Source organism: Mesorhizobium sp. WSM1343 (assembly GCF_055901535.1).
In genome coordinates, this window is sequence record NZ_CM148370.1 from 838,823 (window position 1) to 860,172 (window position 21,350).

General features: G+C 63.7%; 27 protein-coding genes. 17 read left to right on the forward strand and 10 right to left on the reverse strand.

From position 1 onward, the window contains the following. Positions 1 to 17: 17 nt before the first annotated feature. Entirely contained in the window at positions 18 to 692 is a 675-nt protein-coding gene (locus tag AC0NIL_RS03975) for an ArsR/SmtB family transcription factor (RefSeq protein WP_013528648.1), read from the reverse strand. Between the two features lie 68 nt (positions 693 to 760). Between AC0NIL_RS03975 and AC0NIL_RS03980 the strand changes: the two genes are divergently transcribed. The 3 genes from AC0NIL_RS03980 (at position 761) to AC0NIL_RS03990 (ending at position 1,713) form a co-directional block, all read left to right on the forward strand. Then, on the forward strand, positions 761 to 976 hold the full coding sequence (locus tag AC0NIL_RS03980; protein ID WP_027161220.1) for a DUF1127 domain-containing protein: 216 nt from the start codon (positions 761 to 763) through the stop codon (positions 974 to 976). Positions 977 to 1,039: 63 nt separating this feature from the next. Next, a complete protein-coding gene (locus tag AC0NIL_RS03985) occupies positions 1,040 to 1,372 on the forward strand; it encodes an NIPSNAP family protein (protein WP_013528650.1) in 333 nt (110 codons plus the stop codon). Beyond that, positions 1,369 to 1,713: an antibiotic biosynthesis monooxygenase family protein gene (locus AC0NIL_RS03990; RefSeq protein ID WP_013528651.1), complete on the forward strand. Its 345-nt coding sequence runs from the start codon at positions 1,369 to 1,371 to the stop codon at positions 1,711 to 1,713. Before AC0NIL_RS03985 ends, AC0NIL_RS03990 begins: the two co-directional genes overlap by 4 nt. 10 nt (positions 1,714 to 1,723) lie before the next feature. On the opposite strand, the gene mbfA is transcribed toward AC0NIL_RS03990, so the two are convergent. Continuing rightward, positions 1,724 to 2,707 carry an iron exporter MbfA gene (gene mbfA, locus AC0NIL_RS03995; RefSeq protein WP_013528652.1) on the reverse strand — a complete coding sequence of 328 codons (984 nt, stop codon included), beginning with the start codon at positions 2,705 to 2,707 and terminating at the stop codon, positions 1,724 to 1,726. Positions 2,708 to 2,882: 175 nt separating this feature from the next. Here mbfA and AC0NIL_RS04000 point away from each other — a divergent pair, with 175 nt between their 5' ends. The 3 genes from AC0NIL_RS04000 to AC0NIL_RS04010 all read left to right on the forward strand — a co-directional run bounded on the left by AC0NIL_RS04000 (position 2,883) and on the right by AC0NIL_RS04010 (position 5,177). Continuing rightward, a complete protein-coding gene (locus tag AC0NIL_RS04000; RefSeq protein WP_024502197.1) occupies positions 2,883 to 3,206 on the forward strand; it encodes a hypothetical protein in 324 nt (107 codons plus the stop codon). 296 nt (positions 3,207 to 3,502) lie between these two features. Further along, positions 3,503 to 4,486, forward strand: a complete 984-nt coding sequence (locus AC0NIL_RS04005; protein ID WP_027161221.1) for a threonine/serine dehydratase — start codon at positions 3,503 to 3,505, stop codon at positions 4,484 to 4,486. A gap of 91 nt (positions 4,487 to 4,577) precedes the next feature. Then, positions 4,578 to 5,177, forward strand: coding sequence for a DNA-3-methyladenine glycosylase (locus AC0NIL_RS04010; protein ID WP_063173460.1), 600 nt, complete (start codon positions 4,578 to 4,580; stop codon positions 5,175 to 5,177). Positions 5,178 to 5,220: 43 nt separating this feature from the next. On the opposite strand, the gene AC0NIL_RS04015 is transcribed toward AC0NIL_RS04010, so the two are convergent. After that, positions 5,221 to 5,823, reverse strand: a complete 603-nt coding sequence (locus AC0NIL_RS04015) for an NADPH-dependent F420 reductase (protein WP_027161223.1) — start codon at positions 5,821 to 5,823, stop codon at positions 5,221 to 5,223. A gap of 119 nt (positions 5,824 to 5,942) precedes the next feature. On the opposite strand from AC0NIL_RS04015, the gene AC0NIL_RS04020 reads away from it, so the two are divergent. The 3 genes from AC0NIL_RS04020 (at position 5,943) to AC0NIL_RS04030 (ending at position 7,654) form a co-directional block, all read left to right on the forward strand. Then, positions 5,943 to 6,872: a LysR family transcriptional regulator gene (locus AC0NIL_RS04020; RefSeq protein WP_027161224.1), complete on the forward strand. Its 930-nt coding sequence runs from the start codon at positions 5,943 to 5,945 to the stop codon at positions 6,870 to 6,872. 139 nt (positions 6,873 to 7,011) lie between these two features. Then, on the forward strand, positions 7,012 to 7,293 hold the full coding sequence (locus AC0NIL_RS04025) for a hypothetical protein (protein ID WP_063173459.1): 282 nt from the start codon (positions 7,012 to 7,014) through the stop codon (positions 7,291 to 7,293). Then, on the forward strand, positions 7,283 to 7,654 hold the full coding sequence (locus AC0NIL_RS04030; protein WP_063173458.1) for a hypothetical protein: 372 nt from the start codon (positions 7,283 to 7,285) through the stop codon (positions 7,652 to 7,654). Before AC0NIL_RS04025 ends, AC0NIL_RS04030 begins: the two co-directional genes overlap by 11 nt. 620 nt (positions 7,655 to 8,274) lie before the next feature. Here the strand turns inward: AC0NIL_RS04030 and AC0NIL_RS04035 are convergent. The 4 genes from AC0NIL_RS04035 to AC0NIL_RS04050 are packed head-to-tail and all read right to left on the reverse strand — an operon-like array spanning position 8,275 to position 11,973. Beyond that, positions 8,275 to 9,411, reverse strand: coding sequence for an ABC transporter permease (locus AC0NIL_RS04035; RefSeq protein ID WP_064992708.1), 1,137 nt, complete (start codon positions 9,409 to 9,411; stop codon positions 8,275 to 8,277). Continuing rightward, entirely contained in the window at positions 9,408 to 10,328 is a 921-nt protein-coding gene (locus tag AC0NIL_RS04040) for an ABC transporter ATP-binding protein (protein WP_013528656.1), read from the reverse strand. Before AC0NIL_RS04040 ends, AC0NIL_RS04035 begins: the two co-directional genes overlap by 4 nt. Beyond that, on the reverse strand, positions 10,325 to 11,278 hold the full coding sequence (locus AC0NIL_RS04045; RefSeq protein WP_027161228.1) for an HlyD family secretion protein: 954 nt from the start codon (positions 11,276 to 11,278) through the stop codon (positions 10,325 to 10,327). The genes AC0NIL_RS04040 and AC0NIL_RS04045 overlap by 4 nt, the downstream gene beginning before the upstream one ends. Continuing rightward, positions 11,275 to 11,973 (reverse strand): CerR family C-terminal domain-containing protein, encoded by a 699-nt coding sequence (locus AC0NIL_RS04050; protein WP_027161229.1) that lies wholly within the window; start codon positions 11,971 to 11,973, stop codon positions 11,275 to 11,277. The genes AC0NIL_RS04045 and AC0NIL_RS04050 overlap by 4 nt, the downstream gene beginning before the upstream one ends. A 90-nt stretch (positions 11,974 to 12,063) precedes the next feature. Between AC0NIL_RS04050 and AC0NIL_RS04055 the strand changes: the two genes are divergently transcribed. The 3 genes from AC0NIL_RS04055 to AC0NIL_RS04065 all read left to right on the forward strand — a co-directional run bounded on the left by AC0NIL_RS04055 (position 12,064) and on the right by AC0NIL_RS04065 (position 14,364). Further along, positions 12,064 to 12,537: a CYTH domain-containing protein gene (locus AC0NIL_RS04055; RefSeq protein ID WP_013528659.1), complete on the forward strand. Its 474-nt coding sequence runs from the start codon at positions 12,064 to 12,066 to the stop codon at positions 12,535 to 12,537. Next, a complete protein-coding gene (locus tag AC0NIL_RS04060) occupies positions 12,534 to 13,466 on the forward strand; it encodes a CHAD domain-containing protein (RefSeq protein WP_027161230.1) in 933 nt (310 codons plus the stop codon). Before AC0NIL_RS04055 ends, AC0NIL_RS04060 begins: the two co-directional genes overlap by 4 nt. A 91-nt stretch (positions 13,467 to 13,557) precedes the next feature. Then, a complete protein-coding gene (locus tag AC0NIL_RS04065; RefSeq protein ID WP_024502202.1) occupies positions 13,558 to 14,364 on the forward strand; it encodes a C40 family peptidase in 807 nt (268 codons plus the stop codon). A gap of 54 nt (positions 14,365 to 14,418) precedes the next feature. Here AC0NIL_RS04065 and AC0NIL_RS04070 read toward each other — a convergent pair whose 3' ends face one another. Then, positions 14,419 to 15,390, reverse strand: a complete 972-nt coding sequence (locus AC0NIL_RS04070; protein WP_027161231.1) for a helix-turn-helix transcriptional regulator — start codon at positions 15,388 to 15,390, stop codon at positions 14,419 to 14,421. A 179-nt stretch (positions 15,391 to 15,569) separates the two neighbouring features. Between AC0NIL_RS04070 and AC0NIL_RS04075 the strand changes: the two genes are divergently transcribed. From AC0NIL_RS04075 to AC0NIL_RS04090, 4 genes are read left to right on the forward strand one after another with little or no spacing between them, the layout of a single operon-like run. Then, a complete protein-coding gene (locus AC0NIL_RS04075; RefSeq protein ID WP_023813481.1) occupies positions 15,570 to 15,713 on the forward strand; it encodes a hypothetical protein in 144 nt (47 codons plus the stop codon). A gap of 11 nt (positions 15,714 to 15,724) precedes the next feature. Continuing rightward, positions 15,725 to 16,069, forward strand: a complete 345-nt coding sequence (locus tag AC0NIL_RS04080; RefSeq protein ID WP_027161232.1) for a hypothetical protein — start codon at positions 15,725 to 15,727, stop codon at positions 16,067 to 16,069. Beyond that, a complete protein-coding gene (locus tag AC0NIL_RS04085; protein ID WP_473543819.1) occupies positions 16,062 to 16,580 on the forward strand; it encodes a hypothetical protein in 519 nt (172 codons plus the stop codon). The genes AC0NIL_RS04080 and AC0NIL_RS04085 overlap by 8 nt, the downstream gene beginning before the upstream one ends. Before the next feature lies 1 nt (position 16,581). Beyond that, positions 16,582 to 17,043: a hypothetical protein gene (locus AC0NIL_RS04090; protein WP_275953355.1), complete on the forward strand. Its 462-nt coding sequence runs from the start codon at positions 16,582 to 16,584 to the stop codon at positions 17,041 to 17,043. Positions 17,044 to 17,064: 21 nt separating this feature from the next. Here AC0NIL_RS04090 and AC0NIL_RS04095 read toward each other — a convergent pair whose 3' ends face one another. Further along, entirely contained in the window at positions 17,065 to 17,865 is an 801-nt protein-coding gene (locus AC0NIL_RS04095) for a helix-turn-helix domain-containing protein (RefSeq protein WP_127366869.1), read from the reverse strand. Between the two features lie 113 nt (positions 17,866 to 17,978). On the opposite strand from AC0NIL_RS04095, the gene AC0NIL_RS04100 reads away from it, so the two are divergent. Then, positions 17,979 to 18,839, forward strand: coding sequence for an SMP-30/gluconolactonase/LRE family protein (locus AC0NIL_RS04100; RefSeq protein WP_473572842.1), 861 nt, complete (start codon positions 17,979 to 17,981; stop codon positions 18,837 to 18,839). A gap of 701 nt (positions 18,840 to 19,540) precedes the next feature. Here the strand turns inward: AC0NIL_RS04100 and AC0NIL_RS04105 are convergent. Further along, positions 19,541 to 21,286 (reverse strand): SulP family inorganic anion transporter, encoded by a 1,746-nt coding sequence (locus tag AC0NIL_RS04105; protein WP_275953357.1) that lies wholly within the window; start codon positions 21,284 to 21,286, stop codon positions 19,541 to 19,543. Positions 21,287 to 21,350: the final 64 nt, after the last annotated feature.

Below are 21,350 nucleotides of genomic sequence, written 5' to 3' on the forward strand. Positions count from 1 at the left end.
AAATCAGCGTCGGCTCCTCAGCTCAGAAACACCTTCTCGAAAGCCTGCTTGCCCGGCAGCGAGAAAATCACCGCGCGGCTGTCCTTCTCGCGGCGCGCCCATTTCTCGGCAAGGATCTTGTCGAGGATGGCGGCGCCCAGCGTGCCGGCGAGGTGCGAACGGCGCACGCTCCAGTCGAGGCAGGCGCGGCATACCGGCCGGCGCGGCTTGGTGTAGACGTCGATGCCGATCGCGGCGAAATGCGAAGCCGCCGATGGCCCGAGCCTGATCTCTTGTTCGTCGCGGACCAGTACGTTCTTGGCGACGAGCCGGTCGAGCATCGCCACTGCCTGCTCGCCGGCGAGGTGATCGTAGCAGACGCGCGCCACGCGCATCGCTGCATCGCGCGGACCCGGCCGCACACGCTTTGGACCGACGGCTTCCGCGACGCCTGTGATGGCTTCGATCATGCCCGCCACCTGCGGTCCGGCGAGGCCGTAATAGCGATGCCGGCCCTGGCTCGCCACCGTGAGCAGCCCACCTTCCATCAGTTTGCCCAGGTGCGAGCTGGCGGTCGGCAGCGAGACGCCTGCCTCGAGCGCCAGCTCGCTTGCCGTCAGCGCCGTGCCGCCCATCAGGGCATTTAGCATGTTTGCGCGTGCCGGGTCGCCGACCAGGCTGGCGATGCGGGCGATGTCGGGTCCTTCGCGCATAGTTCGTTCCTCATCGAAGCGTTCTTGTCAGATAATCACTATTCTCCGGTGAGATCAAGGAGACGACGATGGCCGCACGAACCGCTTTCCCCTCAGCCCCGCTCCACAGCCGTCGGTTCTTCCCGTTCGTCAGCTGGTTGCGTTCGCGGCTGCTGGCCCGCTGGTATGACCGCCATCTCCAGCGTCTCGACCTTGCCGAGATCGACGACCATCAGCTGCGCGACCTTGGCCTGACGCCGCAAGACGTGCGCCGCGAATGCGCGAAGTCCTTCTGGCAGCCCTAGCAGACCAGTCGGCACGACGTTTCAATGCCGCTCAAACTATCGACGCAAGCCGAGGAGACCACAATGACCATCACCTGCTTCATCCGCTACGAGATCGACCCGTTCGGCAAGGCGGCCTTCGAGGAGTATGCGCGCAACTGGGGCCAGGCCATTCCGCGCTGCGGCGCCGATCTGATCGGCTATTACGCGCCGCATGAGGGCTCGGCGACGACCGCCTATGCGGCCTATAACATCGAAAGCCTGGCCGCCTACGAAGCCTATCGCGCCCGGCTTGCCGCCGATCCCGCCGGCAAGGCAAACTACGAGTTCGCCAAACGCGAGAGATTCATCCTGAAGGAGGATCGCATGTTCCTGAAACTGGCCTCAGGCCCGCACGCGAAACTGGTGCTGCCGTGATTGCCGTCATCTTCGAGGTCGAACCGGCGGAGGGTCGGCGCGATGCCTATCTGAGCATCGCCGCGGACCTGCGTCCGCTGCTCGACGGCATTGACGGCTTTCTCTCCATCGAGCGTTTTCAGAGTCTGGCCGATCCGAACCGCATCCTGTCGCTGTCGTTCTGGCGAGATGAGGAAGCCGTGAAGGACTGGCGCAACACCGAGGAACACCGGCAGGCGCAGAAGGCCGGTCGCGGCGGCATCTTTGCCGGCTACCGATTGCGCATCGCCCATGTCGTGAGGGACTATGGGCTGACGGAAAGGGACGAGGCGCCGGCCGACAGTCGGGCGGTGAATGGGTGAGTGAGGCTACTCACGCATTCCCGATCAGCACGCCGGCCGCGAACACCAGGGCGCCGCCCAGCACCACCTGGAAGGCGGCGCGCAGGAAGGGCGTCTGCATGTAGCGGTTCTGGACAAAAGCGATCGCCCACAATTCGAAGAACACCACCACCGCGGCAACCCCGGTCGCCGTCCAGAAATGCGGAATGAGATAGGGGAGTGCATGCCCGAGACCGCCCAGCGTCGTCATGATGCCGACGGTCAGACCGCGCTTGAGCGGCGAGCCGCGGCCCGACAGCTTGCCGTCGTCTGAAGCGACTTCGGTAAAGCCCATCGAAATGCCGGCGCCGATCGAGGCGGCAAGCCCGACCAGCAGCGTCTGCCAGGTGTCATGCGTGGCAAAGGCGGCAGCAAAGATCGGCGCCAGTGTGGACACCGATCCGTCCATCAGCCCGGCCAGCCCTGGCTGCACATAGGTGAGGATGAACTGGCGCTGCTCGGCGGCGGTCTCTTCGTCCTTCACTTCGCCCGGCACATGTTTCTGCTCCAGCCGCTGCGCCAGTGTCTCATGGCCCAGTTCGGCCACCGCCAGATCGTCGAGCAGTTTTCGCGTCGAGGCATCCGCCGTGCGCTTGGCAGCCTCGACATAGAAAAGGTAGGCTTGCCGCTCCATCGCCTCGGCCTGGCTGCGCACGTGCTCGATGCCGAGCGGCCGGACCAGCCAGTCGGGCTTGCGCTCGTAATAGCCCTTCACATGTTCGCGCCGGATCAGCGGAATGCGCTCGCCGAAACGCTTGCGGAAAAGCTCGATCAGCGAATCGCGATGGCCATCCTCTTCCTCGGCCATCTCCTCGAACACTTTTGCCGATTGGGGGAAGTTTTCCGTCAGGCCGTCGGCATAGGCCCGATAGATGCGACCGTCATCCTCCTCGGACGAAATGGCCAGCGCCAGGATCTCCTGTTCGGAAAGCGATTCGAAGGGGCGGCGGCCGAAGCCGAAAACACGGGAAAGCATGAGGAATTCACCCTAGTTTAGAATAATTCTAAACTAGGGCTCAAGGTGCCTCCGGTCAATTGCGCGCTTGGGTCGCGGTCAAGAATTGTTGAAGCTCGCATGCCGGGCCGACCCCTTCATTATCAGTGAATGTTCACCTATATAATTCAACCCAGCCAGAACAAGGAACCCGCAGATGACGGCAAAACAGCCTCCGCATCCCTATGACCCAAAGCCCGTTCTCGATCTCATCGCCAGCATCGAAGCCGATCTGCAGCGCCTGAAAGGCCTGGTCGAGCAGCAGGTCGAGAAATTCGACCCCGCCAATCCGCACAACAAGGCGCCGGACGGCAAACTGACCGAGGAAGGCGTCGAGTGCTGCTACCGCATGTTCGACGAGGGCAAGTCGCGCTATTCGGTCGCCCAGCAGATGAAGATATCCTTTGCCGCCGCCAGCCACCGCTTCAACAACTGGCGCAAGCTGGGCGGGAGCAAGAGGCAGAGGACGCTGTTGGGGTGAAACTCGTGAGACGGCGGCGGGACGGCGCCCCCCTCTGTCCTACCGGACATCTCCCCTACGAGGGGGAGATTGTCAGCTTCATTAGGTGTGCCCCTTCTTCAACGTTGGAAATTGGCGAAAGCGGATACTCAGCCGATCTCCCCACCCGTGGGGAGATGTCCGGCAGGCCAGAGGGGGGCGTGCAGCCGAGGCGTTGGCGACCGCCTCGCTAAACCTTGTAACGGTCACATTTTTCCCATGGTGCGCCGCCTCCCTTTGCGGGCATCATGGAAAGACCCCTGTCCACTGGACCTCACATGACCGCCACCACCCCTCCCGGCATCGCCGACATCCACGCCGCCGCCGCGCGTCTCGCCGGCCTGATCGTCGAAACCCCGTTGATCGAATCGCAGGAGCTGAACAAGCGCTTCGGCGGCCGCATCCTGTTCAAGCCGGAGACGCTGCAGCGTACCGGCTCGTTCAAGTTCCGTGGTGCCTACAACAAGCTGTCGTCGCTGAGCGACGAAGAACGCAGCCAGGGCGTCGTCGCCTTCTCGTCGGGCAATCATGCGCAGGGTGTCGCCGCTTCGGCCGCGATGTTCGGCGTCAAGGCGGTCATCGCCATGCCTTCAGACGCGCCGGCGATGAAGATCGCTAACGTCCGCAAGATGGGGGCGGAGGTGGTGCCGTTCGACCGCTTTCGCGACGACCGCATGAGCGTGGTTCGCCCTTACGTGGAAAGAGGCATGGTGCTGGTGCCACCCTTCGACGACCCGGCCATCATTGCGGGCCAAGGCACGATCGGCCTCGAATTGATGCGCCAGGCAAAAGCGCTTGGCGTCGACCTCGACGCGGTCGTCATTCCCTGCGGCGGCGGCGGCCTGACCAGCGGCATTTCGGTTGCCGTCAAGGACGCCTCGCCCAACACTGCGGTCTGGGCGGTGGAGCCCGAGCATTTCGACGACACCCGCCGGTCGCTGGCCGCCGGCGCCAGGGTGTCGAACGAACCCGGCCACGCGTCGATCTGCGACGCGATCCTGACCGCGGAGCCCGGCCTGATCACCTTCGAGATCAACCGCAGGAACCTGGCAGGCGGCATCGCCGTCTCCGACAAGGCGACGGCACAGGCGATGCGCGACGCCATGGCCTATCTCAAGCTGGTGGTCGAGCCCGGCGGCTGCGTGGCGTTGGCGGCGCTGTCGTCGGGCGAGATCGAACTGTCCGGCAAATGCGTTGCCGTGGTGCTGTCCGGCGGCAATGTCGATTTCGGCACTTATGCCGGGATCATGGCGGCGGCTTGAGACGAGATGTCCAAGGGGTCCGACATGGATCTGAGGCAGGTTTCGCCTTGGATCACTCCTCGCCCGCCTCCAAATCGTCGGCGGGCTGAACATGGTCATCTACCGCCCGCTCACGCGTTCTGAGCTGCCCGACGATACAGCATCCCTTGCCCGCACTCTCATCGGCAAGATCGTGGTGCGCGAACTGCCCGAAGGCATCGCCAGCGGCCGCATCGTCGAGACCGAGGCCTATGTGACCGGTGACGCCGCCGGGCACGGCTATCGGGGGATGACCCCGCGCAACCGTTCGCTGTTTCTCGACGCTGGGCACGCCTATGTCTATCTCGCCTACGGCATCTCCTACATGCTCAACGTCTCGAGCGAGATGGCAGGGGTCGGAACCGGCGTGCTCATCAGGGCGCTCGAACCGCTCGAAGGCATTGCGCTCATGCGGCTCAATCGCGGCATCGAGCGCTTGCGCGACCTTGCGCGAGGACCGGGAAGGCTGGCCCAGGCGTTGCGGATCGATCGTTCGCTCGACGGGCTCGATCTCTGCCGCAAAGGCCCGCTATGGCTGGCACGCGATGATCATGAACCCGACGAAATAGGGGAAAGCGTCAGGATCGGTATTTCGAAAGATGCGGACCGCCTGCTGCGATTCCATGTCAGAAAGAGCCCGTTCGTCAGCGGCCCAGCTTCGCTGAACGGCTAGACGACGGGCTGGTCGCCAGCAAGAGGACGCCAGCCTGGGTGCATTATTCGAAGCGAACGAGATTGAGGACCGGCAACGGACCGCCCGGAAATTGGACGAGGCGAGCGCCGAGCGCCAGGGGTCCGAGATCTATGCCATGGAAGCCAAGCCTGCCGATCAGCGCGCCGATTTCAGCCTTGGCCTGCGCGTCGTCACCCGAATAGAACAGCACGCGCTTGCCGCCTTCCGCCGCCGGGTCGTCGGCCAACAGCTGTGCCAGCAAATGGTTGAACGCCTTCACCACCCTGGCGCCAGGCACGAGATCGGTAAACACCTCACTTGAGAAACGGCCGCCGAGATCGACCGGCCTGAACAGCGGCGCCTCGATCGAGTTGTTGGCGTCGATGACGATGCGCCCGTTCCAGTCGGGCAGGCCGGCAAGTGCTCCCGGAAGCTTCGACCAGTTGACCGCGACAAGCACAATGTCCTTGGCCGCCGCCTCTTGCAGCGTGCCGGCCTTGATCGAGGGGCCGATTGACGTAACGAGTTCCGCCAGTGTCTCCGGGCCGCGGCTGTTGGCGATGGTGGCCTCGATGCCGTTCCTGGCCAGCGTTCGGGCGAATGCCTGGCCGATATTGCCGGCGCCGATGATGCCGATGCTGTTCATGATCTTCACTCCGTTGGTTCGTGTGGAGTGGATATCGCCCTTTTATTGGCCTAGGATTAGCCGGTATTTGCTTGTCTTATTCTCAAACATCAGTTGAAGATTGTTCGTTACGGAGAACGATGGAGACGCTCGCCAACCTCGAATCCTTCGTTCGCAGTGCGGAAGCCGGCGGCTTTTCCGCCGCCGCGCGGCTGCTCGGGCTGACACCTGCCGCCGTCAGCCGCAACGTTGCCATGCTGGAGCGCAATCTCGGCCTGCGCCTGTTCCATCGCTCGACGCGCAAACTCGCGCTGACCGAAGCCGGCGAGCGTTTTCTGCACGACATTGGCGGCAATCTCGAAGCGCTGCAGGACGCCATTGCGGCAACGTCCAGTGGCGGCAGCGAACCAGCCGGCGTGCTCAAGCTCAGCCTGTCGCCGACGTTTGGCATCGCCTATTGCCTGCCTCTGCTGCCGGCATTTCTCATGCGCTATCCGCTCATCCGCCCGGAATGGCATTTCGAGAACCGACCGGTGGACCTCGTGGCCGAGGGCTATGATGCGGCAATCGGCGGTGGCTTCGACCTCTCGCCGGGCGTCGTATCGCGGTCGCTGGCGCCGGTCCACGTCATCGCCGTCGCCTCGCCCGCCTATATGGCAGCGCAGACGCCTCCGACCGATCCTTCCGGCCTTGCCGCCTTCGATGGCATTCTCATGCGCTCGCTCAGTACCGGCCGCATCCGTCACTGGACGATGCGGGATGCCGCAGGCAATGAGATGGCGGGCTCACCGCGCGAGACCATTGTCGTCAACGATCCGGCCGCCATGCGGCAAGCCGCCCTGCTGGGGCTTGGTGTCACCATGATCGCGGTGCCGGACGCACTGCAGCATCTTGAAAATGGTAACCTCGTCCGGGTGCTGCCCCGCTGGTATGCCGATGCCGGCGCGCTCTCGATCTACTTCGCCAGCCGCAGGCTGCTGCCCGGGAAAACCCGCGTCTTCATCGATTTCGTCGTCGACGCTTTCCGACGCGAACACTTTGCCGAGCGCTTCGCCGGCAGCCTCGGGTGAGGCTCGAGGGAAGCCAGCGGACACCCGCTTCGCCTTGGGACGACGACGCCACGAGGGGATTAGATAGTTGACAGACCCTAGGCTAGGCAGGAGGCCGGTGATGTGAGTCGCGCACAGATTTCATTGTGTAAGGAAGCATATGCCGGATACCGAAGGAAAGATGTCGCCAGAAGAGCAAAAGAAGGCGATAGACTGGCTAAACAGAAAAGCTCCGAACATGGTGTGCCCGGCATGCAAGCATTCTTCGTTTGCCATTGTCGAGCATATTTTGACCCCTCAGATTCACTATGGCGGGAGCATCATCATGGGCGGTCCGAATTATCCGCAATTCATGGTCGTCTGCAACAATTGCAGTCACATGCTCACCTTCAGTGCCATCGCGTCCGGTGTCATACCAAAGGACCCGTCCGATGGAAAATGAGGTGCAAATTACTCAGACGACAACTTACACAGAAAGACCCGCAGAGCCGATCCGGCTTGTCATGGGGTCTCGCGAAATGAGGTGCTACACCGTCACCGATAGCGAACTGAAGCAGCTAGGGCTTGCGAACCTGGCTATCTCCGGAACGTTTGGGATTGGATCGGCGTTTTTCGCCTTTGGTCTCGATGTCTACAAAGACACGGAGATGGCGGCGCAAATCCCAGCGGCAGCCCAAGCTATGGTCGGCGTAGTGCAGCCCATTTGCCTCTATATCGGTATCGCTCTTTGGATAGCCTCCGGAGCGCTGCTTTATTGGCGGCACGGAATGCTCGACATCATAAAAAAGGAATCGAAGTCCTAGGCGCTACCCAGCCAGCCGTAGGGGGATTGGCCCGCTAAAGCACGCGCATGTGTTTCCTTAGCTCCGTTTGTGCCGTGTTTGCCTGTGAAAACCGGGTACGGGGACGCCTTAGGGTCGTCGGGCACCTACGAATCACCTAATGTTTGGTTTGGCCTACTCCAGACCGGCCACAGGACCCGCCCTGATAACCGGCGGGGCGCGATCCTGCGTACCTGGTCAACCGGGGGTTATCCCGGCGGAGGACAAGAACATGGTAGCATGTTCATGGCCGAAGGCTGTACACGTCGTATTTTACTGGCGTGTACGGTTCGGACGATTGGAATTCGTCCGAGAGCATTGTCGGTCCTACCCGACGGTGTAATTAGTAAGAGACTTCAACTCCAAGCCCCGCTTCGGCGGGGTCTTTTTTTAACAAGCGAATCTTGGCCGTATTCGACCGCTTTTGCAATCGTTTCGTCACCGTTCCGGTGCAATTATTTTGATGGGCTTGGACCTCTTTTCAGGCACGGGAGGCGCCTTGACCGCCTTCTTAGTTGCTGCGTTCAAGGGCTCTTCGGAATCGGTGGTCTCAATCTTGCGCGCCAGTTCACATATATAATCGCCCTCCACGAGCGCGGCGTCTAATCCAGCGTCCGCCGGAATCGCACCAATGCTACGCCGGCAAACAAAGCCACGAACACCACCAGCCAACCGATCTCGCCGGCCACCGCCGGCAGTTCGGCGCCCTTCAGCATCACCGCGCGGGTGATGCGCAGGAAATGCGTCAGCGGGAAGATCTCGCCGAAGATTTGTGCCCAGTCCGGCATGCCGCGATACGGGAACATGAAGCCGGACAGCATGATCGACGGCAGGAAGAAGAAGAAGGTGAGTTGGAGCGCCTGCATCTGCGTGCGGGCGATGGTCGAAATCGTGTAGCCGAGCAGCACCAGCGCCAGCACGAAGATCAGCACGGCGGTCAGGAGCAGCGACATCGATCCGGTGAAGGGGATGGCGAACAGAAGTTTCGCCGCCGCCAGCACCACCACCACCTGCACGCCGCCGACCGCCAGATAGGGCAGCACCTTGCCCATCATGATCTCGAGCGGGCTGGACGGCATCGCCAGCAGGTTCTCCATCGTTCCGCGCTCGGTCTCGCGTGTCAGCGCGATCGAGGTCATCATCACCATGGTCATCTGCAGGATGACGCCCAGCAGGCCGGGCACGATGTTGTATTGCGAGATGCCTTCGGGATTGTAGCGCCGGTGTACGACGACATCGAGCTGACCCTTGGCGGCCTCGGCGGCGGCTTCCTGCGTGCCTTGCGCCCTCAGCAGCGCCTGGCTGGCGACTGTGCCGAGCGTCGAGATGGCGCCGCTGGCCACCGCCGGGTCGGTGGCGTCGGCCTCGATGAGTATCTGCGGGCTGTTGCCGCTCTCCACCCTCCTGGCGAAATCGGCCGGGATGGTGACGACGAAGGCAACGTCGCCGCGCGATATCAGGAACTCGGCCTCGGCGGCACTTTGCGCGACATGGTCGAAACGATAGTAACCGGTGGTCTGCAGCGCCGCGACAATGGCGCGCGTATAGGGATCGTTGCTCGTCGCCACGAGTGCTGCCGGCAGGCTTTTCGGGTCGTTGTTGATGGCGTAGCCGAAAAGCACCAATTGTATCAGCGGCACGCCGAGCATCATGGCGAAGGTGATGCGGTCGCGCCGCATCTGGATGAATTCCTTGATCAGCAAGGCGCCAAGCCGGGCGAAGGAAAAGACGCTGTTCATGCCATGTTGTCCTTCGAGCCGGACATGAACTGGATGAAGACGTCCTCGAGGCTGGTTTCGCCGGGCGAAACTTTCACGCCCTTGTGCTCTCTCTCGACATCGGCAAGCGCGGCTTCGAGCTTCTTCTTGTCGGAGCCGACGACATGCAGCGTCGCGCCGAACGGCGCCACCTGATCGACGCCGGGGCGGCCCTGAAGCGCTTCGGCGACCTGATCGAGGCGCGGACCCTGCAGGACGAAGGTGGTCAGCCCGGCATTTTTCACCACTTCGGCGACAGTGCCGGTGGCCAGCATCTTGCCATAGGAGATGTAGCTGATGCGGTGGCAGCGCTCGGCTTCGTCCATATAGTGGGTGGAGACCAGCACGGTCAGCCCGCCGCTGGCGAGGCGATGGATCTCGTCCCAGAACTCGCGCCTCGCCTTCGGGTCGACACCGGCCGTAGGCTCGTCGAGCAGCAGCAATTTCGGCTTGTGCATGATGCAGGCGGCCAGCGCCAGCCGCTGCTTCCAGCCGCCCGACAAGGTGCCAGCCAGCTGGTTGCGGCGCGACGTCAGGCCGAGGTCCTCCAACGTGCTCGCGACATGCTCCTCGACCGGCTTCAGCCGGTAGAGCCGCGCCACGAATTCGAGATTCTCGCCGATCGTCAGATCCTCGTAGAACGAGAATTTCTGCGTCATGTAGCCGACTTCGCGCTTGATGCGCAGGCTGTCGGTGCGGATGTTGAAGCCGAGCACCGTGCCTTCGCCCTCGTCCGGGGTCAGCAGGCCGCACATGATGCGGATGGTGGTCGTCTTGCCCGATCCGTTGGGGCCGAGAAAGCCGACGATCTCGCCCTCGGCAACCGACATCGTCACATGGTCGACGACGGTCTTGTCGCCAAAGCGCTTGACCAGGCCGTGGACGTCGATGGCGTTCATCTTGCGCTGTCCGCCAGATCGACATCGACGATCTGGCCGGGCTGCAGCGGGCCGGCATCGCCCTCCGGCCGCGCCTCGACCAGGTAGACCAGCTTCTGCCGGTTCTCAAGCGAATAGATCACCGGCGGGGTGAACTCGGGATCTGGCGAGACGTAGCTGACGCGCGCCTTCACATCCGGGCCGCAGCCGTCGCAATGGACGCCGAGCAAGGTGCCGACCTTGACCGAGGAGAAGGCGCTCTCCGGGATATAGACGCTGAGCTTCACCGCGCCGTCGGGCAGGATCGAAATCACAGGCGCGGTCGGACCTGATGTATCGCCCGGATTGCGGATGACGTCGTTGACGCGGCCCGGCGAAGGGGCTGCGAGGACGCGCTTCGACAGCCGCCACTGCGCCTGCTCCAACGCGGCCTGCGCCTGCTTGACCTGATTGTCGGCGGCCTTGATCGTCTCGGGGCGCGCCGGCAGGCCGCCGACGGCGAGATTGGATTTGGCCTGGCCGACCTGCGCATTGGCCGTTTCGAGCGTGGCCGACGCGGTGTCGAAATCCGCTTGCGTGCCGGCGCCGCGCTTGAACAGATCGGCGGCGCGGTCGTATTTGCGCTTGGCGTCGGCGGCCTGGGCGCTGGCCATATCGACCTCGGCCTTCAGCACGGCGATCTCTTCCGGCCGCTTGCCGATCTGCAGGTCGGCCAATTGCGCCTGCGCCTGGGCAAGGCCGGCCTGCGCCTGCGCGACAGCGATTTTTGCGTCGGCACTTTCCAGCGTCACCACGGTCGTGCCGGGCACCACACGGTCGCCGCGCTTGACCGTGACGGTCTCGACCTGCGCCACCTCGATCGGCGCCAGCAGCACGTAGTCGCCTTCGACATAGCCGACGGCCAGCGGTGCTGCCGGGGCACAGGCCGAGAAGAGCTGCGCGGCGAGCGGCAGCGAACACAGAAAGCTCATGGTCTTTGCCCCTTTGTCTTTGCCCCTTTTCTGGCGGCCAATATGGCCTTGAGATTGCCCGATGTGACCGCCACCACCTTGGCGGCCTCCGCGGCGCCGATATCGGGCCAGCCCATGCGGCGCATCACCGCCTCACGGCCGATGCGGAAATAGATGACCTGGCCGATGAGCGTGAACACGGTGAGCCTTGTGGCCTCGCTTTCGGCGGGCTCGCCAGTTGCCTGTTCCCACAGCTGGCACAGCCGGCGATGGCTCGGCTCGAAGACACCGTCATAGATACGATCGAGGGCTGCCGTTGGATGGGAAAGTTCGCGCAGGATGAACTGCACGATCTCACCGGCCTGCGGACTGGCCACGACAAAGCCGACCATTCGCTCCAGCGCCGCGAAGAGCTGCGCCTGCGCTGCCTCCGGACCGACCGGCGCGGGCGCCTGCGCATTGCCGAGCGCCGGGCCGGCGACCGTCTGGATGGTCTCGACGATAAAGTCGGCGGCGGCCGTGCGAAGACCCTCCTTGCCTCCGAAATGATAGGCGATCGAGCCGATATTGGCTTGCGCCTCGGCGGCGATCTCGCGCGTCGAGGTGCCATCGAAGCCCTGCCGTCCGAACAGCTTCAGTGCCGCCTGGACAAGCGCCGCGCGCGTCATCTCGGCGGGCTCGCGACGAAGAACTTTGGGCTCAGGTAGTTTGATCATGAGCGCACTTTAATCAATCGATTGATTAAAGTCAACTTCTGTTCGTCATTGTCTTGCCATCGACGGCGGCAAACGCTTTAGTGCGCGGCCATGGGCAAGGAAGTCGAACGAAAATTCCTGGTCACCAGCACCGCATGGCGGGAGTTGGCCGAGGCCAATATCCGCATTCTCCAGTTCTATCTCGCTGCCGGCCCCGGGCGCACAGTGCGCATCCGCATCAGCGACGGCACTTCCGCCAAGCTGACGCTCAAATTCGGCAGCAAAGCGCGCGAGCGCGACGAATTCGAATACCCGATCCCGCTGTCGGAGGCGGTGGAGATGCTGGACTTCGCCATCGGACGTGTCATCGAGAAGACACGTCACCATGTTAGGCACCGTGGCTATCTCTACGAAGTCGATGTCTTTGGCGGACCGCTTGCGGGACTTGTGGTCGCCGAACTTGAGACGCCGGAGGACGTGCCGGACGAAATGCTGCCCGACTGGCTCGGCCGTGAAGTCACCGGCGAGCAGAAATTCTACAACGCGTCGCTCGCCCTTGGTGGGATTCCGGAGATCGCCGCATGAGCTTTCGCATCGATCCGCGCCTGCCGCTGACCGGCGAGGTCAGGAGAATCCTTGCCGAGGAGATCGGCAAGGCGCTGCATCATCTTGACGCCGCACGGAGCCGGCCGGAACAGGCGCTGCACAAATGCCGCAAGCGGCTGAAGAGCGCTCGCGCCTTGCTGCGGCTTGTTCGTTCCGGTGACGAAACATTCTGTGAGACAGAAAACCAGTGCTACCGCAACGTGGCGGCCCTGCTTGCCGGCCCGCGCGAGGCGACAGCGCTGATCGAGACCATCGACCGCCTGGCGGCAAGCTTTCCCAAGGAGAGCGCCGACGATGGGCTGGGCGCGGTTCGCGACAGGCTGATCGCGCGCCAGCATGAATTGCATGAAGGTACAGGGCTCGAAGCGGCGATCGGTGCTGCGACCGCCGCCTGCGAGGAGGGCCTGCACCGCATCGGCACGCTGGCCTTGCCCGACCAGCCGGAACAGGCGGCCGACGTGCTTGCCGAAGGCGCCCGCGTCACGCTGCGCCGCGCCAGGAAGGCGCTCGACAAGGCCGGATCGCGGGGAGCGGCCGATGATTTCCACGATCTGCGCAAGGCGGCCAAGACCCACGGCATGCATCTGTCGCTGCTCGGCAGGCTGTGGCCGACACCGATCAAAGCAAGGCGCAACGCGGTCGACGAACTGGGCGAGCGGCTGGGCGACCTGCACGATGTGCTGGTGATGCGCGCCCTGCTCGAGGCCGACGACCAGCTGCTCGGGCCGCCCGAGGACACGAAACTTCTGGCCAAGCTTTTGAAGCGGTCGGAAAAGCAGCTGAAGAAGAGCTGCCTTGCCGAGGCGGCCGAGCTGTTCGGCGACAGTCCCAAACGCTCGACACGCAAACTGGCCCGCAAGGCGCGCGACGATCTGGCTGCGCCGCCGGAAGAGGCCGCGGCATCGTAGGATGACTTGGCGCTCTTCCTCTCGGTCCGGACGGGGGAAAGAAAGGCGTGCGCTAGCCCTTATTACCCGCCCATGCTAATCGCCATGGAGTATGACCGAGCCCGGCGACACGCTTCTGGATCGACTTGGCCGCTGGCTTGCCGGCCGGCTGCAGGAAGAATCGTCCGGCTACGAGCCCTACACCCCCTCCGATGCCGAAACGCTGCGTCGCACGCTTGAGCCCGGCGACATCCTGCTGATCGAGGGCAACCAGAAGATCTCGGCGGCGATCAAGTACCTGACCCAGTCGACCTGGTCGCATGCGGCCTTCTATATCGGCGATGCCTTGCCCGCGCCGGCGGACGGCTCGGAGCGGCCGCGCCTGATCGAGGTCACGATCGGCGAAGGCTGCGTCGCCGTTCCATTGTCGCGCTACCGCACCTACAACACCCGCATCTGCCGGGCGAGTGGGCTGGCGCCGGAGGATCGCGACAAGGTCGTCGCCTTCATGATCGGCAAGCTCGGCCTGAAATACGACCTCAAGAACATTTTCGACATGCTGCGTTTTTTCTTCCCGACACCGCCGGTGCCGGTGCGCTGGCGCCGCCGCATGCTGGCTTTCGGTTCCGGCGATCCGACACGGGCGATCTGCTCGACGCTGATTGCCGAGGCCTATGGCCAGATCCGCTATCCGATCCTGCCCGAGATCACCCGTGCGCCCGGCCGCGCCTCGGCGCAGTCGAACTATTCGCGCAAGGAAATCCTGCACATCCGCCACCATTCGCTCTACACGCCGCGCGATTTCGACCTGTCGCCCTATTTCCGCATCGTCAAGCCGACGCTGGAATATGGTTTCGACTACCGGGCGGTGACCTGGGACGACAAGCTTGCCGATTCCGGGGCCAAGGCCGCCGAATAAACGCGATCAAATGAGTCCAGCCGCTGCACAGGACCGCTGGCCGGCAGCCGGGCGTCAGTGCTTGCAAGCCGCGGCCCGCACGTCCGAGGGTGTGGCGTCATAGCGGCGACGGAACGCCCGGTTGAAATAGGAAAGGTCGTTGAAGCCGGCCTCGTAGGCGATCGCGGTGATGCTGCGTCCGGCATGGCGCGGATCGCCGAGCATGCGATGGGCGCGCGCCAGCCGTTGGGTCATCATGAAATCAATCAAGGATGTGCCATCGCTCTCGAACAGCTTGCGGACGTAGCGGGCCGACAGTCCGTGGCGGGCGGCGACGTCCTGCGCCGACAGGTCGACATGGCCACCATGCGCGACGATATCGGCCTTGATGGCGCGCAAGCGGGCAACGCTGACGCCGCGGCCGCGTGCGATCTGGGCCGCATCCCTGGTCGCGCCCATGGCGAGTGCGGCAAGGTCGAAGACATGCGCCGCCACAAGGTGGCAGGCCTCCGCAGTCAACTCGTCTCCGACCTCCTGGATCGAGCTGATATAGTCGAGCAACAGCCGCATCGCCCCGCTTTGGGTCGGCAAGGGCCGCATAAGAACCGCGGCCGGATCGCCGATCAGAGGCGAAAGCTGCTTGCGCGAAAAACTCAGATTGACGAAGCGAAACCCGCCGGCGCCGATCAGGTTGAGGCCAACCTCTTCACCGCTCATCATCAGCGCCTGGCCGTTGCCGACCGCCTCCTCGCGGCCGCGATGCTTCATCACACTGCCCCCGTCGAGGGCCGCCAGAAGAACGAAGTCGTCATTGTCGATCAGCGACGACGTGCGATGCACCCGGAATTCCGATGAGCTGCCGGTGGCGATGCCGAGGCCTGGCAACGCGCGCACCCGCATGTCGATCTGCGCCGGCGCCAGCGGATCGAGGTCCACCCTCAGAACCGTGCGGCCGTAAACCTCACGCGTGATCTCGACGCGATCCCGCTCCGGAAACATCTCCGTCGACAGCCTGAATGAGGCTGACGTCCCCATCGTCGCAGTCATCGACACCCCCCATGCCCAAGAGCGCGGTCATATGCGCCGGAGCCTGCAAAACGTCAATCCCGGGCCGTTTTGGCCGCTTTCAGTGCCGTTCTGTCCAAGCTGCCCCCCTTTTATGCCCCTAGTTTGCGGCGCGATTCCGGAACCGGAACCGCATTGGCGGCAATCCAAAGGGGGGCACGATGTTTCATTTGCAACTGTTCAAGACGCTGTCGGCACTGGCTGCGGCAGGGTTCAATCCGCGTGTCTATCTGCTGTCGATCGCCTTGGGCAACGCAGTGACCGATCATCGCGAGGCCAAGCTGCCGCCGCGCGCTGCCCGATGATGAGCAGCACCATGAAAAAGAGCATTTTCCTGGCCCTGACCATTGCCCTGGCGGGCTGCCAAACGGGCCAGGTCGACGACAAGCCGGCATCGATCGCGAGCGCGGCCGGCAGCAAGAAGGCCCGGAACGAACCGACGACGGAAACGGCCTGCGCCGATGCGGCCAAGAAGGCGGCGAAGGCGCAGACCAATGCGGCTCTGCTCGGCGGTGTGCTGTCGATGGCGGGGGGTCTTGGCGGTCTGGCTGGCAATGGTGGGGTCATTGCCGGCCAGGCCGCCTCGATCGGCGGCTCGGTTCTGCAGTCCCAGGCAACGAGCAGTGCCCGGGCCGGCATTGCGGAGGATTGTTATGGCTGAGCGGCGTTTCGCAGCCATGCGCCGGCTGGCCGGCGCGCTCGCACTTGCCGGCATGATCTTCGACAGCCCGCAGGCCTTGGCCCTGACAGCGCGGGATGCGTCGGCGGTCGTCGGCCTGATCGAGGTCTTGCAGCCCGAATTCGGTCAGTTCGCCTATGACGAGGAGATCGCCGCCGACTGGTACGAGCGCGATGCCGCGGACAAGGGCTTGATCGGCACAGCCGGTTTCACCGCCGACAGCTGGAAGGTCGCGCTTGGCGAGACCATGCGCGGGTTCCTGGCGACGATGCCGGTCGCGGAACTCGATGCCATTTTCGCCAAGCTCAGAAATGCCATATCCGGCATGAGGGAGCTGACCGAGGCACAGAAGACGGAGACCATCGACGCCATCGACGAAGAGGTCGAAGGCTTGATGATTTTGCGGACTGAGGGCGATCCCTTCGCCGACGTCGTCAGGCCGCTGACGCCAAAAATCCGCAGCCTCATCCTCGGCCCGGCGGTGGGGCAATAGGATGTTGGACAACAGGAAACGGGTGGCGGGAAAAGCAACTCCTAGCGGGAGCCTCGAGGCCGAATATCGTGGCATTTTTCCAGCCACGGCACGTGCCGGGCGAGGCAGCCCGATCGCGATGCTGATCTGCCTGCTGGCCTCCGGCTGCAGCCAGACGGCCGCCAGCCCGCCGATCACGCCAGACCAGCATGCGCAATTGGCGGAGTTGGCGGCCGGCCCGGACTCGCCGGCAGGCCTTGGCGAGGCCCTGGCTGCAGTCGAGGCGACCAGGAAAATGCAGGACTGCCGGGAGCGTATGAACGAGACGGTCGGGCAGATGAAGACGATGGGCGCCGTCAATGGCGCAGTCGGCGTCGCCGGTCGCGTGGCGGGTCCGGGGGGCAAGACAGCGGCAAAAATGGTGGCGGTCGGCACTGCCAGAGTCGTGCGCGGCAAGCTCAGCCACCAGATGCAATCGTGCTGAGACGATTGACGCGGTGCCTGGTCAGGCCGGCAGCGGCCGCCGTCCTTTCGCGGCGGCGGGCGTATCAGGCCTCGCCCCGGCATCTCGCGCGTGCGGCCCGATCGGCATGATTGCCGGAAATGGCGTCGCGCCAAAGGCAAACGTCCATTTGTAGCCGATCAGGCCATCCTCCGGCGTCGTGTGCTGGTCGTGATGGGCGAGCAGCTTGGCGCGGTCGGCGAGATCCTCCGCCTCGCGCCGCACCATTTCAGCCGTCTCCGGCCGCATCCGCCTGGAGAAGCTGACGAAGGTCGCTTCCTTGTCGATATGGGTGATGGCCCAGCCGATGAAATTCTTGTTGGTCATCTCGAACAGCGGCCTGAGCGGCCCTTCGAAGTTCCACTGGATCGGCGTCTCGACCAGCAGTCTCGCCGAAAGACCCCGTCCGAGCGCGATCAGGCCGAGTTCCTCGAGATCGCGCAGATAGAGGAACATCGAAGCCTCGCTCAGGCCTTGCGAGCGCATGATGCCTTCGGGCGTGAACTTTTCTGACAGCATGACGAAGATGAACAGCAGCGCCGGCCGGCCGGCGAGCTTGCGCTCGATCTCCGGCGCGATGTGGTTGACCGGCCCAGGCCCCCGGTTCATCGAGCCGAGCACGTTTTCCAGTTCGACACCGGCCGCAGCGCAAATCTCCATCAGCCGGTCGAGCTTGCAATTGCGCTCATGGAAGATACGCTTCACCGTCGGTTCGGAAACGCCCATGCGTTCGGCAAGCGCGCGATAGGTGACGCCCTTCGCCTTCAACGTCCGCTTCAGCGCCTGGAAGATCAGACCGTTCATCGGATGCACCTCTTGCCGCTAGTTTCGTATCGATATTCGATACTAGCGGTGTCAGGCCTTTCCGGAAAGTATCGAAAGCCATAGCTCTGCCTCGTCATCTCAGGAGAGCAGTCATGAACACCCTCATCACCTCAACCTTTATCGCCGTCATCGGCATTGCCGCGGTGCCCGCCGCGGAGGCCGGCGAACTCTGGCGCGCCACCGGGCTCGAACAGCCGGAATCGGCCCTGTTCGACGCCGCTGACAATCGCATCATCGTTTCCAACATATCAGGCAATCCCGGCGAGGCCGACGGCAACGGTTATCTCTCCGTGCTGTCGCTGGACGGCAAGACGGTCACCCAGCACTGGACCGACGGCATGGACGCACCCAAGGGTATGGCGATCTCGGGCGGCAAGCTCTATGTCGCCGACATCACGAAAGTCCGCGTCGTCGACCTCGCCAGCGGCAAGCTGGTCGCCAGCATCTCGGTGCCGAACGCGGTCTTCCTCAACGACATGACATCGGACCAATCCGGCAAGGTCTATGTCACCGACATGCTGGCCGACGCCATCTACCGCATCGATGGCGACCGGCCGGAGCTGTTCGTCAAGGACGGGGGATTGGCTTCGCCCAACGGCGTCTTTGCCGATGGCGGCCGATTGATCGTCGCCTCCTGGGGCAAGGGCATCAAGCCCGACTTCAGCACGACGGAGCTTGGCGGCCTGCTGTCGGTCGACATCGCCAGCAAGGTGGTTTCGCCCTTGCCGGGTGCCCAGAAATTCGCCGATCTCGACGGCGTCTTAGCCATCGGCGACACCATCTACGCCACCGCCTACATGACCGGCACGCTCTACCGCTATCATGCGGGCGGCGCGCCGGAGGTGGTGGCGCAGTTCAAGCCGGGCAGCGCCGACATCGGCACCGATGGCAAGTCGATCCTTTATGTGCCGTTGATGAACGAAGGCGAGGTTGTGGCGCTGAAGCTCGATTGAGAGCCATGATCGGCGCCTCGGGGCAGAGCTGCGAGACGTTCGCAGCCGTGAGGGGAAAGCTCGTTCGTCGGCGATGATCACCAACTCGAACTCGCAGTGCGGCTAATTAACGACGTCTGGCCCGTTGCGGTCGTCTGTCATGCGACGACCCAAAGGATGTTCTTCACCGAAACTAAACCTCGACGTGACCACCGGTTTGGGTCGACCGATGTTTCAGCATCACGTCAGATAGGGTGTCGCGTGCTGCTACCATTCGCTGATGCCAGTCGTTCTCCTTGTCGAGGACGATTGCACATTCACCCGCCTTTTTCCCTAGCAGGACCGAGTTGCTAAGCCGCGAAAAATACCATGTAGTAGCCGCAGCGTAGAAGATCGTGTGAGGCGAGTGCACTGAGGCTAGTTCGAAAATGGCGGGTGCGAACACCTCTTCTTGACCGAGCTTTCCGGACAAGATCGTCAGTGCAGCGGCTATATAGGACAGGTGTGAAGATTGCGAGAGTATCTCGTATTCTTTCCGACGCCCATTTCGTCACCGCATCAATTTCGAAGGCGCGGGCGATGGTATCGGACAAACCGCGAGGAGCGGCGCAAAGCGGTGTTCACGTCGGGCCGTGCGTGAGTCAGCTCAACGTCAAGAAGTTGGCATTCAACAGGTGGACACCTTGTCCTGACAATGGCCACCGGCCGGCAAATCCCGGCCCCTACCCCGCCTCGATCTTCCCTTTCAGCTGCGCCCGCGCATCCTTGATCGAGGCGGCGTAGGTCACCAGCGGGCGCTTGACGCCGTGGGTGATCAGCATGCGTCGGATCTGCGGCGCGGCACCCGATATGATGAAGCGGACACCGGCGCGTTTCGCCTTGTGGGCGGCGCCTTCGATGACGTTGGCCGCCGTCGAATCGAAGAACGGTACGGCCGAGCAGTCGAGGATGAAGTTCCTGCGATGGTCGGCTATGCGGTCGAGCACGGTGCCGACGGTCGATGCGGCGCCGAAGAAGAAGGCGCCCGAAATGCGATAGACGACGGTGTCGGCGTCGGTCGCCTCGCTGGCATCGTAGGCGTTGGTGCTGTCGGCGACATCCTCCTGCACCAGCGGCTGATCGGCCTCGACCGCAATCGACTTGGCCATGCGGTCGATGAACAGGATCGACCCCAGCACGAAGCCGACGACGATGCCTTCGGTGAGATCGCGGAAGATGACGAGCAGAAAGGTCGCCATCAGCACCAGCGCATCGCCGCGCGAGGCACGCAGCAAGGTGGCGAAGGCCTGTTTCTCGAACATATTCCAGCACACAACCGCCAGCACGCCGGCCAGGGCGGCGAGCGGGATATAGCTGGCGAGCGGCGCCGCCACCAGCATCAAGGCGAGCAGGATGGCGGCGTGGACGATGCCCGAAACCGGTCCGTGGGCGCCGGCCCGCACATTGGTCGCCGTGCGGGCGATGGTGCCGGTGGCGCAGATGCCGCCGAACAGGGCGGATGCGATGTTGGCGAAGCCTTGCGCCACCAGTTCGCAGTTGGAACGATGCCGGCGGCCCGTCATCCCGTCGGCGACCACCGCCGAAAGCAGCGATTCGATGGCGCCCAGCAAGGCGAAGGCAATCGCATCCGGCAGCACGTCAATCATCCTGTCCAGGCTGATCGGCGGCAAAGCGGGCATTTGCAGGCTGCGCGGTATACCGCCAAAGCGGGTGCCGATCGTCTCCGCCGGCAGCGCGAGAAGCGCCACGACCAGCGATGCCAGCCCGATGGCGATGAGCATTGCGGGCCATGTCGGTCGCCAGCGCTTCAGGCCGGCGATGGTGGCGACGGTCAACACCGCCACGAAGATCGCCGCCGGGTTGATGGTGCCGGCCGCCTCGCCGACCGCGATCAGCTTCGGCACCAGCGGTCCGGGCTCCTTGCCGGCAAGCTTCAGCCCGAACAGTTCGACGATCTGTCCGGAAAAGATGATGACGGCGATGCCGGCGGTGAAGCCGACCGTCACCGGATAGGGAATGAACTTGATGTAGGTGCCGAGACGGAGATAGCCGATGGCGAGCAGGAAGACCCCTGCCATCATCGTTGCCAGCAGCAGCCCGTCAATACCGACCCGGGCAACCGTCGCGGCCACCAGCACGATGAAGGCGCCGGCCGGGCCGCCGATCTGGAAGCGGCTGCCGCCGAGCGCCGAAATGATGAAGCCGCCGACGATCGAGGTGTAGAGGCCGCGCTCGGGCGTGACTCCCGAGGCGATCGCGATGGCCATCGACAAGGGCAGCGCGACAATGGCCACCGTCAGCCCGGCAATGGCGTCCGCCTTGAAGTCGGCGAACGTGTAGCCCTCGCGCCAGACCGTCACGAGCTTTGGCATGAACAATTCGGAAAATGTCGGCTTTGCCGACTGGTGGGCCGACCTTTGGGCCGATCTGTAGGCCGGTTCATGCACTGCCCGCTGCGTCTGATCCATGGACTGCCTTTCGCACCCTGAAAGGCGGCGGGATCGTCGGCAGGGCTGTCGGCGGTCGCCGTCG